Raw genomic sequence first — 13,877 nt, forward strand, 5'->3', positions numbered from 1 at the left:
ATGAAAGCCGGTGGCTTCAGTCGCCCGGCGGTTCCGACCAGCCGATCAGCTTTGCCCATTCATTGGCGCCGTCCACGATGATGTCGAACACCGGGTCCTTGATGTCGTAATAGAAATCGACGTCATCGGGAAAGCGTTGAACGAGCCTTTGCTTGATCAGCGCATAGGCGCTCGCCGCCGTTGGGTGGGTGCGCAGGAAATCGCGGCAAAGAAGAGAGTAACGCTGATTGAAACGGCCTCTTTCGCGGACGTGAAGATTGGCCGGACGCCCCTTGCTGCGATAGAAAGCCTTGCGCAGTTCGCCTTCCGGCAGATCAAAGCCCGGAGGGCAATGATCGGTGACGACAGGCCTGCGCTCAAAGCCTGCTTGTTCCAACGCGCCGGCATCGACGTCAGTCAGATGATTCACTGTCAGCTGGATATCGATGATATCCTTGGCGGGGAGCCCGGGGACGGCCGTCGAGCCGATGTGATGCAGATAGGCCCCGGCGGGTGCTGCGCCTATGATCGTCAGTTCAGCCCGGACCGCGCCTCGGCCTTCGCCTTGGCGATATCGCGCAAGGCATTCGCCAGCACGTCGGGCGTTTGCGCGCCGCTGACAGCATATTGCTGGTCGAAGATGAAGAACGGTACGCCGTTGACGCCCATCTCCTGCGCTGCCGCGATTTCGGCGACGATGAGATCGCTGTCGGCATCGGAGGCAAGCAGCGAGGTGATGACCGAGCGGTCGAGGCCGGCCTTTTCGGCGATATCGAGCAGTACCGCGTGATCGCCGACATTGCGGCCTTCCTCGAAATTCGCCTTGAAAAGGGCGGTGACGGCCTTGTCCTGCTTTTCGCGGCCTTCGACCATCGCCCAATGGACCAGCCGGTGGGCGTCGAGCGTGTTCGGGCCGATCTTGATCGCTTCGAAATCGAAGGCGATGCCGACCTCCCGGCCGAGGTCGGTGAGCATCTTGTGCGCCTGCGCCACGCGCTCCTCGCCGCCGAGCTTCTGCGCCAACGCCTTCTTCTGGTCGACGCCTTCCTTGGGATAGTCCGGATTCAGGCGGTACGGCCGCCAGTTGATGTCGACGCCGATCTCGTCCTGCACTTCGGCGATGGCGAGCTCCAGCCGCGCCTTGCCGAGATAGCACCAGGGGCAGACGACATCTGAGACGACGTCGATGGTGATACGCTCCATGAGGGTCTTCCTTATTCTATGCGTCTCCGGAGAGACATGGGGCCGCGGCGGTTCGGCGGCGTTTACTGCACGCTCGCATCCCACCATACCGGCAGCTGATAGCCGTAAAGCGGCATCGTATCGGGATGGCCGATGCGCTTGCTGCGCGCCACCCATTGCTGGTCGATATGATAGAGCGGCAGCACGTAATGGCCGGAAAGCAGCAGCCGGTCGTAGGAGCGCACCGCCGCGGTGAAATCCTCAGCCGAGCGCGCCCTGAGCAGATGGTCGATCAGCGCGTCGAGATCGGGATCGTTGGCGCCGGCAAAGCTGTCGGTCCCCTCGCGCGTGCGTGCGGCGGAAGACCAGCGGCCAAGCTGCTCGTTGCCGGGCGAAAGCGAGGACGTGTAGGATTTCATGATCATGTCGTAGTCGAAGCTGTTCGTCCGGCTCTGGTACTGCGAATCATCGACGGTGCGGATCGAGGCTGCGATGCCGATCGCCTGCAGCGAACGCTGGTAGGCGACCGCGAGCTTCTCTTGGTCGGCGTTCTGCGTCATGATTTCGAAGGCGAGCTGGCGGCCGGAGGCATCGAGCATCTTGCCGCCCTGGATCGTATAGCCGCCCTGTTTCAATAATCCGACCGCCTGCTTCAGCACATTGCGGTCGCGGCCGGACCCATCGGTGACCGGCAGCTTGTAAGTGCCGTCGAGAATGTCGGGCGCGATTTTGTCCTTGATCGGCCCGAGTAGGGCAAGCTCGGCGGCATTGGCAGGAACGCCGAAGCTCGAAAGCTCGGAATTCTGCCAGAAGCTCTGCGTGCGCTTGTAGGCGCCGGAATAGAGGTTCTTGTTCGCCCATTCGAAATCGAACACCAGCGACAGGCCTTCGCGCACCTTGGGATCGGTAAAGATCGCCCGGCGCGTGTTGAACACGAAACCGAGCATGCCGCTCGGCAGTTTCGGCGTGTACACATCCTTGACGATGGCCCCGGAAGTGACGGCTGGGAAGTTGTAGGCATTGGCCCAGTGACCGGGGTTGCCGTCGGGATAGATATCGACGTCGCCCTTCTTGAAAGCTTCGAACAGCGTGGTGTCCTGCAGATAATACTGGACGGTGATCTGATCGTAATTGTCGGTGCCGACCTTGGACGGAATATCCTTGCCCCAGTAGTTCGGGTCCCGCTCATAGGTGATGCTTTCGCCGGGCTTCACCGTCTCCACCTTATAGGGACCGGAGCCGACAGGCGGCGTCAGCGAGGTGCGGTCGAAGGCCTCGGGATCGATCGCATGTTTCGGCAACACCGGGAAAAGGCCGAAGATCAGCGGTGTTTCCCGATCGGCTTGGTCATTGAAAGTAAAGCGTACACTGTGCTCGCCGACCTTCTCCATCTTGGCGACGACTTTGAGGCGGTTGGCGAAGGGTACGCGGCCCTTGTCGCGCATCAGCTGGAAGGTGAACATCACGTCTTCGGGCGTCACCGGCTGGCCGTCGGACCATTTCGCCTTCGGATTGAGGTTGAACTGGATGAAGCTCCTGGCGTCATCCCATTCGACCGTTTCGGCAAGCAGGCCATAGAGCGTGAAGGGCTCGTCCCGGGAGCGCTGCATCAGCGATTCGTAGACGAGATTGCCATACTCGGGGTCCCACATGCCGCGCGCCGTCGTGCGCATGCTCTTCAGGATGAAGGGGTTGAGATTGTCGAAGGTGCCGACGACGCCGTAAGTGATCTTGCCGCCTTTCTTGACGTCCGGATTGACGTAAGGGAAGTGCTTGTAGTCAGGCGGCAGGGCCGGCTCGCCATGCATCGCAATACCGTGCAGCGGCTCGGCAGCAACAGTGCCGCAAAGCAGCAGCGAAAGGACGAGGGGGACGACAATCCGGAGCATTCGGCAATCCTTGATCCGTGAAAACGGGCATGATTCACCGCGAGATTACCATCTGGTCGACCGATTCCAACACGTAGACGCCATTTCTTTGGCCTGGCGACGAAATTGCTGCCCGAATTGCCAAAGAAATGCTGGATATCTTGAACGCTGCGATGTAACAGGTGAACCCGAAGTTTCGGGGTCATGCATTTGCCTTATTTTTCCATGAGGTGGAGTGCCGAACGACCCGATGGTTGGGGCGGCACGTCGCTGCTCCGAACGGATATCAGGAGACGGAATTCGTTATGATGTTCAAGTCTGAAAAGAAAATGCGGGCAGCACTGTCCGTTCTGGCAGTGGTGTTCGGCGCTTCGGCACCGGTCTCCTCCTTCGCACAGGATGCGGCGGCGCAGGCGCCGGCCCAAGGTGTCGGCGCGCCCAAGCTCGGTTGGTACAAGACCTGCAGCAAGCAGGAAGACAACGACATCTGCGTCGTCCAGAACCTGATCCTTGCCAATGGTGGTCAATTCGTCACGGCTGCCGGTCTGATCTCGGTTTCCGGCAAGATCAACCGCAAGCTCCTCCAGGTTTCCGTCCCCAGCGCGCGCCTGATTCCCCCGGGCATCATGATGCAGATCGACGGTGGCAAGGGTCAGAAGCTCGACTACGTCGTCTGCCTGCCAGACAAGTGCACCGCCGAAGTTCCGCTGACCGACGCGATGATCGCCAGCCTCAAGAAGGGCAGCGACGTGATCTTCACCTCGATCAACTTCCGCCGTGCCCCGACCCCGATCAAGATCTCGCTCGAAGGCTTCACCGGCGCTTATGACGGCGAACCAGTCTCCGAATCCAAGCTTGCTGAGACCCAGCGCAGCCTGCAGGAAGGCATGCAGAAGAAGGCCGAGGAAGCCCGCAAGAAGCTGGAAGACGCCCAGAAGGCAGCTAAGGCGCAGTAATTCAGCCGACAGGCTTGAACAGAAACCCGGCTTCGCGCCGGGTTTTTTGTTGCACAAGGATCTGCCCGCCATCGCGCAAAGAAAAAGGCCCCGCTGGGAGATGCGAGGCCTTGGTTCATTCAGCAGTCAGACCGATATCAATGGGCGAAACTCATCTTGGGTTTGAGCTGCCCGGACGGGGCCTGATCGAAAATCTGGTAGATCTGCGGATTGCGAAGCGGCGTACCGCTTTCGTCGTTCACAAGGTTCTGCTCGGAGACATAAGCGACATATTCGCTTTCGTCATTTTCGGCGAGCAGGTGATAGAAGGGCTGGTCCTTGCTCGGACGCACCTCGGCAGGAATCGAATTCCACCATTCTTCCGTATTCGCGAACTCCGGATCGACGTCGAAGATGACGCCGCGAAACGGAAAAACCTTATGCCGGACCACTTCGCCAATACTGAACTTTGCAACTCTTTCTTTCATGGTACGACTTCCTTTCATCACCAAAGTTGGTGATTGGCTCTCCATAAATCAAGATTTTTGAGCGCCGTTCGTCACATGAACGTCATGTCCTCGCCATCTGCCGTCCGTGACCTGGGAGGCGAAAGCCCCGGCGGGACCGGGGCTTTCCGTGTTCGGGCCGATCAGGCCGAGTAGTACATGTCGTATTCGACCGGGTGCGGCGTCATTTCGAAACGCATCACTTCCGCCATCTTCAGCTCGATGAAGGCGTCGATCTGGTCGTCGTCGAAGACGCCGCCTGCCGTCAGGAACTTGCGGTCCTTGTCGAGGCTTTCGAGCGCTTCGCGCAACGAGCCGCAGACGGTCGGGATTTTCTTCAGCTCCTTCGGCGGCAGGTCGTAGAGATCCTTGTCCATGGCCTTGCCGGGATGGATCTTGTTCTTGATGCCGTCGAGGCCGGCCATCAGCATGGCGGCGAAGGCGAGGTAGGGGTTGGCGGTCGGATCCGGGAAGCGGACTTCGACGCGCTTGGCCTTCGGGTTGGAGCCGAACGGAATGCGGCAGGAGGCCGAGCGGTTGCGGGCCGAGTAGGCCAGCAGGACCGGCGCTTCGTAACCGGGTACGAGACGCTTGTAGGAGTTCGTCGACGGATTGGTGAAGGCGTTGATCGCCTTGGCATGCTTGATGATGCCGCCGATATAGTAGAGGCAGCTTTCCGAAAGGCCCGCATATTCGTCGCCGGCGAAGGTCGGCTTGCCGCCCTTCCAGATCGATTGGTGCACGTGCATGCCCGAGCCGTTGTCGCCGAAAATCGGCTTCGGCATGAAGGTCGCCGTCTTGCCGTAGGCGTTCGCCACCTGATGCACGACATATTTGTAGATCTGCATCTTGTCGGCGTTGCGCACCAGCGTGTCGAACTTGATGCCGAGTTCGTGCTGGGCGGCAGCCACTTCATGGTGATGCTTTTCGACGACGACGCCCATTTCCGAGAGCACCGTCAGCATCTCCGAGCGCATGTCCTGGGCGCTGTCGACAGGAGGAACCGGGAAATAGCCGCCCTTGACGCGCGGGCGATGGCCGAGGTTGCCGGTTTCGTAATCGGTGTCGTCGTTCGACGGCAGTTCGGTCGAATCGAGCTTGAAGCCGGTATTGTAGGGATCGGCCTTGTACTTGACGTCGTCGAAAACGAAGAATTCGGCTTCCGGGCCGACGAAGATCGTGTCGCCGATGCCGGATGCCTTGAGATAGGCTTCGGCCTTCTTGGCGGTGCCGCGCGGATCGCGGTTGTAGGCCTCGCCAGAAACCGGATCGAGGATATCGCACATGATGACCATGGTCGACTGAGCGAAGAACGGGTCCATATGCACCGTCTCGGTATCGGGCATCAGCACCATGTCGGACTCGTTGATGGCCTTCCAGCCACCGATCGAGGAGCCGTCGAACATTACGCCGTCAGCGAACATGTCTTCGTCGACGCAGACGACGTCCATCGTCACATGCTGCAGTTTGCCCTTCGGGTCGGTGAAGCGCAGATCGACGAACTTCACGTCGTTTTCCTTGATCTGCTTCAGAATTTCGCTTGCGGTCGCCATTAAATACGTTCCTCCGATTTGCAATGACAATAGGTAGGTGTTCGATTTCGCGATGACGGTATCGGACTTTGCGCGATTGGCAAAGTGGCTCAGATGGCGTCTATGCCGGTCTCGCCGGTACGGATGCGGATAACTTCTTCGACATTGGAGACGAAGATCTTTCCGTCGCCGATGCGGCCGGTCTGCGCCGCCTTGCGGATCGCGTCGATGACGGCTTCCGCGTTTTCGTCGGCCAGAACGACCTAGACTTTTACCTTCGGCAGGAAGTCGACGACGTATTCGGCTCCGCGGTAGAGTTCCGTGTGGCCCTTCTGACGGCCGAAGCCCTTGGCTTCCGTGACTGTGATACCCTGCAGGCCGACTTCCTGAAGGGCTTCCTTCACTTCGTCCAGCTTGAAGGGCTTTATGATCGCTTCGATCTTTTTCATGAGAAAATGTCTCTCCGCTTCTCCCGTTATGGCAGGACCGTTCCCGCTCGCCGGATATGATGCAGATATCATGCCAGTTTGAAATCCATCTTTTCGAAAAAAGATGCCGTTTTTGACGAAACCGGTGCGTTTGCGGGGGATTCTATGTCGTTTTGGTGACGGAGATATGGGAAAACTTTCGTCTGCCGATCAAAATCATATCGAAAGCCGGAAAATCCACACGTATTCGCAATTACGAAAATATGGTCCATTGAGATTAAAATATAGGCAAATGCATAAATTGAGTGCTTCTGTTTGTTGTGCTGGGCGGTTGTTTTTTAGGCGTTTTTTGAATTGAATAGGGCCATGAGCGATCTGTCCGACCTTCTTCTCTCGCCTGCTGAAATGTCCGCCGTCGATGCGGCCGCCGCCGCATCGGGTATCGATTCTTTCGGCCTTATGGAGAGGGCGGGTGCTGCCGTCGCGGCAGCCGCGCTGCGGCTTCATCCCGGCTCTCTGCGTTTCGTCGTGCTCTGCGGCCCCGGCAACAATGGCGGCGATGCCTATGTCGCGGCAAGACATCTGCGGGAGAGCGGGGCGGCGGTGGCGCTCTTCCATCTCGGTGATCCCTCCCGGCTGAGGGGCGATGCCGCCCGCGCCCGCGCGGGCTGCGCGGTGGAGGGGGAGGGACTCGGCCTCTACCGGCCCGCAACCGGCGACGTCGTCATCGACGGCCTGTTCGGTGCGGGGCTTACCCGCGAGGTGCCGGAGGATGTGCGTGCTTTGATCGGGCGCGTCGCCGAGGCCGGCCTTCCCGTGCTCGCCATCGATCTCCCGTCCGGCCTCGATGGCCGCACCGGCAAGGTGCTGGGCGCGGCCTTCGCAGCGCATAACACCATCACCTTCATGACGCGCAAGCCCGGTCATCTCCTGATGCCGGGCAGGGAGCTTTGCGGTGAGCTGGAGGTGTTCGATATCGGCATTCCCGCCCGCATCATCAGGGCCGAGGCAAGCGGTATCGTCGCCGAGAACACGCCCGAGGCCTGGAAAGGGGTGCTGCCGGCCGAGCATCTGGAAACACACAAATATAAGCGCGGCCATCTGGTGGTCTTCTCAGGCGAGGCCGACAAGACGGGCGCCGCGCGGATGTCGGCCATCTCCGGCCTGAAGGCCGGCGCCGGCCTTGTGACGATCGCAGCGCCCCGGGCGGCGATGGCTGCGAATGCGGCCCATCTGACTGCCGTCATGCTGCACGCGGTCGACGATGAAGCCGAGCTCGAAGACTGGCTCTCCGACCGACGGATGCAGACCTTCATCCTCGGTCCCGGCTTCGGTATCGGCGCCAGGGCGCGGGGTTTCGTCAAGGCTCTTGCCGAACGCCGGCTGGTGCTCGATGCCGATGGTATCTCCTCGTTCAAGGACGATCCGCATGAGCTCTATGACCTTTTCCGCGGCGAGCCGCGTCTGGTGCTGACGCCGCACGAGGGCGAATTCACGCGGCTCTTTCCCGATATCGGCGGCGACAAATCGCTCGGCAAGGTGGACAAGGCAGTGGCCGCCGCCCGCCGCGCCAATGCCGCGATCGTTTATAAGGGGGCCGACACCGTCATCGCCTCGCCGGACGGGCGTGCCCTCATCAACACCAATGCCCCGGCATGGCTCGCCACGGCCGGTTCCGGCGACGTGCTTGCCGGCATCATCGGCGGATTGCTCGCCCAGGGCCTGCCGGCCTTCGAGGCCGCGGCCGCCGGTGTCTGGCTGCATGGGCAGGCCGGCCATCGCGCCGGCAAGGGGCTGACGGCGGAGGAGCTCGCGGCAGCGGTGTTGCCGCTTTAGCGCTTGCGCCAGGATTCTCCGATGCGCACTTCCTTCCATCGACGCGAGGGATGCTGCAACAGTTTAAATTACTGAACGATTTTATCCTTGGATCGATTTCGATTTAAGGAATTATGCAGTAGGTCTCGGGTAATGGATTTCCCGTTTTCTATGTAAATCTGCCTTTCGACGGAGGCTCGAATGAGTGTTGGCCTGATCGCCCTTCTTGATGATATCGCGGCATTGGCCAAACTGGCTGCGGCATCGCTCGACGATATTGCCGGTCAGGCTGCCAAGGCAGGCGCGAAAGCGGCTGGCGTCGTCATTGACGATGCGGCGGTCACGCCCCGCTACGTCACCGGATTTTCGGCGGCACGCGAACTGCCGATCATCGGCAAGATCGCGCTGGGCTCGCTGAAGAACAAGCTTCTAATCCTGCTCCCCGCAGCACTCGTCCTGAGCCTTGTCGCACCGCAGGCGATCACACCGCTGCTGATGATCGGCGGACTTTATCTCTGCTACGAGGGCGTGGAAAAAGTCTACGGGCTGGTCATGCCGCATGCGGCTCATGCTCACGAGGCGGCCCTCGAGGCAACGAGCCTCGATCCCAGATCGATAGAAGACGAGAAAGTTGCCGGCGCGATCAAGACGGATTTCATCCTGTCGGCCGAAATCATGGCGATCACACTCGGCGCGGTGCCCTCAGGCGGCATGGTTACCCAGGCCATCATCCTTGCCGTCGTTGGAATGGGCATAACTGCCGCTGTCTATGGCGGCGTGGCGCTTATCGTGAAGGCCGATGATCTGGGCTTGATGCTGGCGCGTGTCCGCACGGCATCTTCGATGGGCGCGGTCTTGCGTTCGATCGGAAGAGGGCTCGTCACTGGCATGCCTTATTTTCTGAAAGTCCTCGGCATCGTGGGAACGGCCGCCATGATCTGGGTCGGTGGCGGTATCATCGTTCACGGCCTCGAAACCTATGGGGCGGGCGGTCTTGCGCATCTGATCCATGATGCCGGCGAGGCGACCGCGCATGCTGTTCCCGTTCTGCCTTCCGTGCTGCGCTGGATCGTCGAGGCCGCAGGGGCGGGCATCGTCGGTATTGTCATCGGTCTGATCGCAATCCCGCTCGCAGGCTACGTCGTCTCACCGACGTGGCGGTACATCAAATCACTGCTGCCGCGCCACCGGAAAGAGGCGCCGGCGGACGGGAAGAAGTGAAACAGCGTTTGCGCATCTCAAAAGTCGTGGTTCCGCAGGCTTCTTAGCGCTTGATGGCGATGAGCGCCGATGCCGCTGCCGGCCGCGAGATGGGCCCGGCTTATTTCGTCAGCGCCTGCTGCAGCGCGATTGCCCCGTGCGGCGCATTGACCTTGCCCTCGTGGATCATGAAGGCGAAGACGTCGCGCGGCTCGGCCTTCACCTTGCGATCACCATCGATCAGCGGCAGGTCGTCAGGAACCCTGCCTTCGGCCCAGGTTTCGAGCCGCTTTGCCCAGGCCTTCAGCTCCTTGTCAGGGTAGCAGGTAGCGATATCGTCCGATCCCTTCTGTAGCCGGGCATAAACGAAATCGGCCGTGACGTCGGCGATCATCGGATATTCGAAATGTTCGGCGCACACCGGCGCCACGCCATATTTGGCAAGCAGTGCCACGAATTCCGGCACCTTGAAGGAATCGTGCCGAACCTCGACCACATGGCGCAGTTTCAGCCCATCCTGTTTTTCCGGCAGCAGTTTCAGGAAGGCCTCGAAATCTTCCGCATCGAATTTCTTGGTCGGCGCAAATTGCCAGAGCAGCGGCCCGAGATGATGGCCGAGCTCGCTGATTCCGGATGACAGGAAGCGCTCCATCGATTCACCGGCCTCGGCCAGTACCCGCCGATTGGTGACGAACCGCGTCGCCTTCAGCGAGAAGATGAAACCGTCTGGAACATCAGCCGCCCATTTGGCAAAGACCGCAGGTTTCTGCGTGCTGTAATAGGTGCCGTTGACCTCGATGACCTTCAACTGACGGCTGGCATAATGCAGCTCGTCCTTCTGTTTCAGGTCATCGGGAAAGAAATGCCCGCGCCAAGGCTCGAAGGTCCAGCCGCCGATGCCGGTGCGGATAGTGCCGGATTTCGTCATGTCGTCCTCCCTGTTTGCAGCCGTTCAGGCTGCTTCGATCTCTTTCACCATGTCGACGAGCGTCCATCCTGGCCGGTAACGGCTCGGCCGGCGACCCGTTCCCTGAAATCCGAAGGCGCGATAAAGCGCGATATTTCGCTCCATCCGCGCATTGGTGTAGAGCCGGATCTCCGGAATGTCCCATTCCCGCGCCTTGCCTTCGAGCCAGCGCAGCATCGAGAGCCCATGTCCGGCGCCCTGAAAGGCCGGCGAGACCGCGATGCTGAACAGCATGAGGTGATCGGAATGCCGCTCGATGACCACGAGGCCCGCCGTTTCGCCGCCGACGTCGCGCAGCCAGACCTCGCCGCGGTCGATCCGCGGCGCGTAATCCTCCGTCACGGGGATCGGTGGAGCGCCGAACAGCTCGGTATAGGGCCGGTAGGCGGCTGCCGTCAGCGTCGCGATCATCGGGAGATCATCGGGCGACGCCAGCTGCATCGTCATTCCGCCGCAACCGCCTTCTTCGCCGGCCGCCGCTCCAGCAACTCCTTGAGGAACTGTCCGGTATAGGAACGCTTCTCCCTGACGATTGCCTCGGGTGTGCCGGTCGCGACGATCTCGCCGCCGCCATCGCCGCCTTCGGGACCGAAATCGAGCACCCAGTCGGCGGTCTTGATGACTTCGAGATTGTGCTCGATCACCACGACGGAGTTACCCTGATTGACCAGCTCGTGCAGCATTTCCAAGAGCTTGGCGACGTCGTGGAAATGCAGGCCGGTCGTCGGTTCGTCGAGAATGTAGAGCGTGCGTCCGGTCGAGCGTTTCGACAGCTCCTTGGCAAGCTTGACGCGCTGTGCTTCGCCGCCTGAAAGCGTATTGGCCTGCTGGCCGACCTTGATATAGCCGAGGCCGACATCCTTCAGCGATTGCAGCTTGTCGCGCACGGCAGGCACCGCCGCGAAGAAATCGACGCCTTCCTCCACCGTCATGTCGAGCACGTCGGCGATCGACTTCTGCTTGAAGGTGACGTCGAGCGTCTCTCTGTTGTAGCGCTTGCCGTGGCAGACGTCGCAGGTGACGTAGACATCAGGCAGGAAGTGCATCTCGATCTTGATGACGCCATCGCCCTGGCAGGCCTCGCAGCGGCCGCCCTTGACGTTGAAGGAGAAGCGGCCCGGCTGGTAGCCGCGCGCCTTGGCTTCCGGCAGGCCGGCGAACCAGTCGCGGATCGGCGTGAAGGCGCCGGTATAGGTCGCCGGGTTCGAGCGCGGCGTGCGGCCGATCGGCGACTGGTCGATGTCGATCACCTTGTCGATATGCTCGAAACCGTCGATACGGTCGTGGTCGGCGGGAATTTCGCGCGCGCCCATGACGCGGCGCGCCGCCGATTTATAAAGCGTCTCGATCAGGAAGGTAGACTTGCCGCCACCGGAAACACCGGTCACCGCCGTGAAGACGCCGAGCGGGATCGACGCCGTGACGTTCTTCAGATTGTTGCCGCGCGCGCCGACCACCTTGATCTCGCGGCCCTTCTTCGGCTTGCGGCGCTCCTCGGGAACCGGCACGCCGAGTTCGCCGGAGAGATATTTGCCGGTCAGCGACTTCGGATTGGCCATGATATCCTGCGGCGTGCCATGGGCGATGACCTGGCCGCCGTGAATGCCGGCGGCCGGACCGATATCGACCACGTCATCGGCCGTCAGGATGGCATCCTCGTCGTGTTCGACGACGATGACGGTGTTGCCGATGTCGCGCAGGTGCTTCAGCGTGTCGAGCAGCCGGGCATTATCGCGCTGATGCAGGCCGATCGAAGGCTCGTCGAGCACGTATAGCACGCCCGTCAGCCCCGATCCGATCTGCGAGGCGAGCCGGATGCGCTGACTTTCGCCACCCGACAGCGTGCCGGAGTTGCGCGAGAGGCTCAGATATTCCAGGCCGACATCGTTGAGGAAGCGCAGGCGGTCGCGGATTTCCTTCAGGATGCGCACGGCGATCTCGTTCTGCTTGGCATTGAAGCTTGCCGGCAGTGCCTCGAACCAGTCGCGGGCGATGCGGATCGACATGGCGGTCACTTCGCCGATATGCAGCCTGTTGATCTTCACCGCCAGCGCCTCCGGTTTCAGGCGGAAACCGTTGCAGGAAGGGCAGGGGGCGGCCGACATGAAACGCTCAATATCCTCGCGTGCCCAGGCGGAATCGGTCTCCTTCCAACGCCGCTCGAGATTGGTGACGATGCCCTCGAAATTCTTATGCGTCGTATAGGAGCGTGCGCCGTCGGCGTAGTGGAACTCGATCTTGTCGTCGGTGCCGTTGAGGATGACGTCCTTGGCCTCGTCGGAAAGATCCTTCCAGCGCGTGCCGAGCTTGAAACCGTAATGTTTTCCGAGCGCTTCCAGCGTCTGGTTGTAATAGGGCGAGGTCGACTTGGCCCAGGGCGCAATCGCCCCGTCGCGCAGCGTCCGTTCCGGCTCGGGCACGATCAGGTCGGCGTCGATCTTCTGCTGGGCGCCGAGCCCGTCGCAGGTCGGGCATGCGCCGAAGGGATTGTTGAAGGAAAACAGCCGGGGCTCGATTTCCGGAATGGTAAAGCCTGAAACCGGGCAGGCGAATTTTTCCGAAAACAGCACGCGCTCATGCGTCTCGTTCAGCGATTTGTTGGCCGAGCCGCCGGCCGCAGTCTCTTCCGGCGGCAGCGGCTTGTCGGCGAATTCGGCGATCGCCAGCCCATCGGCGAGCTTCAGGCTGGTCTCCAGGCTGTCGGCCAGGCGCGCGGAGACGTCGGAGCGCACGACGATACGGTCGACCACAACGTCGATGTCGTGCTTATATTTCTTGTCGAGAACAGGCGCCTCGGCGATCTCGTAGAACTGGCCGTCGACCTTGACGCGCTGGAAGCCTTTCTTCATCAGCTCCGCCAGTTCTTTTTTGTATTCTCCCTTACGGCCGCGCACGAGCGGCGCAAGAATATAAAGGCGGGTGCCTTCGCCGAAATCAAGGATGCGGTCGACCATCTGGCTGACGGTCTGGCTCTCGATCGGCAGGCCGGTCGCCGGTGAATAGGGAACGCCGACGCGGGCGAAAAGCAGGCGCATGTAGTCGTAGATCTCGGTGACGGTGCCGACCGTCGAGCGCGGATTGCGCGAGGTCGTCTTCTGCTCGATCGAGATCGCCGGCGACAGCCCGTCGATCTGGTCGACATCGGGCTTCTGCATCATTTCGAGGAACTGCCGGGCATAGGCCGACAGGCTTTCGACATAGCGCCGCTGGCCCTCGGCATAGATCGTGTCGAAGGCGAGCGAGGATTTGCCCGAGCCCGAAAGTCCGGTCATGACGATCAGCTTGTTGCGCGGCAGATCGAGATCGATGCTCTTCAGATTGTGCTCGCGCGCGCCGCGGATGGAGATCGTCTTCAGTTCGCTCATCGTCTCTGCTTTGGTTTTCTGGATAACAGCCCTTATTTAGTGATGCCGGCGGGCGAGTCGAGGCTGAATATCCTGGAAGGTTCAAGGTTTTCGATTCTGT

The 13,877-nt window shown here is 60.9% G+C and carries 11 protein-coding genes and 1 pseudogene; 3 read left to right on the plus strand and 9 right to left on the minus strand.

The features are described from left to right. Positions 1-16: 16 nt before the first annotated feature. The 3 genes from QD408_RS02820 to QD408_RS02830 all read right to left on the minus strand — a co-directional run bounded on the left by QD408_RS02820 (position 17) and on the right by QD408_RS02830 (position 3,050). Positions 17-607 (minus strand): GrpB family protein, encoded by a 591-nt coding sequence (locus tag QD408_RS02820; RefSeq protein WP_414138413.1) that lies wholly within the window; start codon positions 605-607, stop codon positions 17-19. Beyond that, positions 511-1,182 carry a DsbA family oxidoreductase gene (locus QD408_RS02825; protein ID WP_414138271.1) on the minus strand — a complete coding sequence of 224 codons (672 nt, stop codon included), beginning with the start codon at positions 1,180-1,182 and terminating at the stop codon, positions 511-513. Before QD408_RS02825 ends, QD408_RS02820 begins: the two co-directional genes overlap by 97 nt. Positions 1,183-1,244: 62 nt before the next feature. After that, positions 1,245-3,050 carry an extracellular solute-binding protein gene (locus tag QD408_RS02830; protein ID WP_414138272.1) on the minus strand — a complete coding sequence of 602 codons (1,806 nt, stop codon included), beginning with the start codon at positions 3,048-3,050 and terminating at the stop codon, positions 1,245-1,247. Between the two features lie 284 nt (positions 3,051-3,334). On the opposite strand from QD408_RS02830, the gene QD408_RS02835 reads away from it, so the two are divergent. After that, complete coding sequence (locus QD408_RS02835) at positions 3,335-3,985, plus strand: invasion associated locus B family protein (protein ID WP_088685059.1); 651 nt, start codon at positions 3,335-3,337, stop codon at positions 3,983-3,985. 137 nt (positions 3,986-4,122) lie between these two features. Here QD408_RS02835 and hspQ read toward each other — a convergent pair whose 3' ends face one another. The 3 genes and pseudogenes from hspQ to QD408_RS02850 all read right to left on the minus strand — a co-directional run bounded on the left by hspQ (position 4,123) and on the right by QD408_RS02850 (position 6,451). Continuing rightward, complete coding sequence (gene hspQ / locus QD408_RS02840) at positions 4,123-4,452, minus strand: heat shock protein HspQ (RefSeq protein ID WP_088685058.1); 330 nt, start codon at positions 4,450-4,452, stop codon at positions 4,123-4,125. Between the two features lie 161 nt (positions 4,453-4,613). Further along, a complete protein-coding gene (gene glnA, locus QD408_RS02845) occupies positions 4,614-6,023 on the minus strand; it encodes a type I glutamate--ammonia ligase (RefSeq protein WP_003579238.1) in 1,410 nt (469 codons plus the stop codon). 89 nt (positions 6,024-6,112) lie between these two features. Beyond that, positions 6,113-6,451: pseudogene (locus tag QD408_RS02850) on the minus strand (P-II family nitrogen regulator). Between the two features lie 345 nt (positions 6,452-6,796). Between QD408_RS02850 and QD408_RS02855 the strand changes: the two are divergent. Further along, positions 6,797-8,266, plus strand: coding sequence for an NAD(P)H-hydrate dehydratase (locus tag QD408_RS02855; RefSeq protein WP_414138273.1), 1,470 nt, complete (start codon positions 6,797-6,799; stop codon positions 8,264-8,266). A gap of 180 nt (positions 8,267-8,446) precedes the next feature. Then, positions 8,447-9,466 carry a DUF808 domain-containing protein gene (locus QD408_RS02860; RefSeq protein WP_088685055.1) on the plus strand — a complete coding sequence of 340 codons (1,020 nt, stop codon included), beginning with the start codon at positions 8,447-8,449 and terminating at the stop codon, positions 9,464-9,466. A gap of 100 nt (positions 9,467-9,566) precedes the next feature. Here QD408_RS02860 and QD408_RS02865 read toward each other — a convergent pair whose 3' ends face one another. Genes QD408_RS02865 through uvrA form a run of 3 tightly spaced genes read right to left on the minus strand, consistent with a single transcriptional unit; the run spans position 9,567 to position 13,777 of the window. After that, positions 9,567-10,373, minus strand: coding sequence for a DUF72 domain-containing protein (locus tag QD408_RS02865; RefSeq protein WP_414138274.1), 807 nt, complete (start codon positions 10,371-10,373; stop codon positions 9,567-9,569). A gap of 24 nt (positions 10,374-10,397) precedes the next feature. Then, a complete protein-coding gene (locus QD408_RS02870) occupies positions 10,398-10,859 on the minus strand; it encodes a GNAT family N-acetyltransferase (RefSeq protein ID WP_414138275.1) in 462 nt (153 codons plus the stop codon). Then, positions 10,856-13,777 (minus strand): excinuclease ABC subunit UvrA, encoded by a 2,922-nt coding sequence (gene uvrA / locus QD408_RS02875; protein ID WP_414138276.1) that lies wholly within the window; start codon positions 13,775-13,777, stop codon positions 10,856-10,858. Before uvrA ends, QD408_RS02870 begins: the two co-directional genes overlap by 4 nt. Positions 13,778-13,877 lie beyond the last annotated feature (100 nt).

Source organism: Rhizobium sp. BR 249 (assembly GCF_047445895.1).
GTDB lineage: Bacteria > Pseudomonadota > Alphaproteobacteria > Rhizobiales > Rhizobiaceae > Rhizobium.

Excerpts from the sequence above, each read along its gene's own strand:
- QD408_RS02825 (WP_414138271.1), bottom strand. The coding sequence starts at position 1,182 with ATGGAGCGTATCACCATCGACGTCGTCTCAGATGTCGTCTGCCCCTGG.
- QD408_RS02830 (WP_414138272.1), bottom strand. The coding sequence starts at position 3,050 with ATGCTCCGGATTGTCGTCCCCCTCGTCCTTTCGCTGCTGCTTTGCGGC.
- QD408_RS02835 (WP_088685059.1), top strand. The coding sequence starts at position 3,335 with ATGATGTTCAAGTCTGAAAAGAAAATGCGGGCAGCACTGTCCGTTCTG.
- hspQ (WP_088685058.1), bottom strand. The coding sequence starts at position 4,452 with ATGAAAGAAAGAGTTGCAAAGTTCAGTATTGGCGAAGTGGTCCGGCAT.
- glnA (WP_003579238.1), bottom strand. The coding sequence starts at position 6,023 with ATGGCGACCGCAAGCGAAATTCTGAAGCAGATCAAGGAAAACGACGTG.
- QD408_RS02855 (WP_414138273.1), top strand. The coding sequence starts at position 6,797 with ATGAGCGATCTGTCCGACCTTCTTCTCTCGCCTGCTGAAATGTCCGCC.
- QD408_RS02860 (WP_088685055.1), top strand. The coding sequence starts at position 8,447 with ATGAGTGTTGGCCTGATCGCCCTTCTTGATGATATCGCGGCATTGGCC.
- QD408_RS02865 (WP_414138274.1), bottom strand. The coding sequence starts at position 10,373 with ATGACGAAATCCGGCACTATCCGCACCGGCATCGGCGGCTGGACCTTC.
- QD408_RS02870 (WP_414138275.1), bottom strand. The coding sequence starts at position 10,859 with ATGACGATGCAGCTGGCGTCGCCCGATGATCTCCCGATGATCGCGACG.
- uvrA (WP_414138276.1), bottom strand. The coding sequence starts at position 13,777 with ATGAGCGAACTGAAGACGATCTCCATCCGCGGCGCGCGCGAGCACAAT.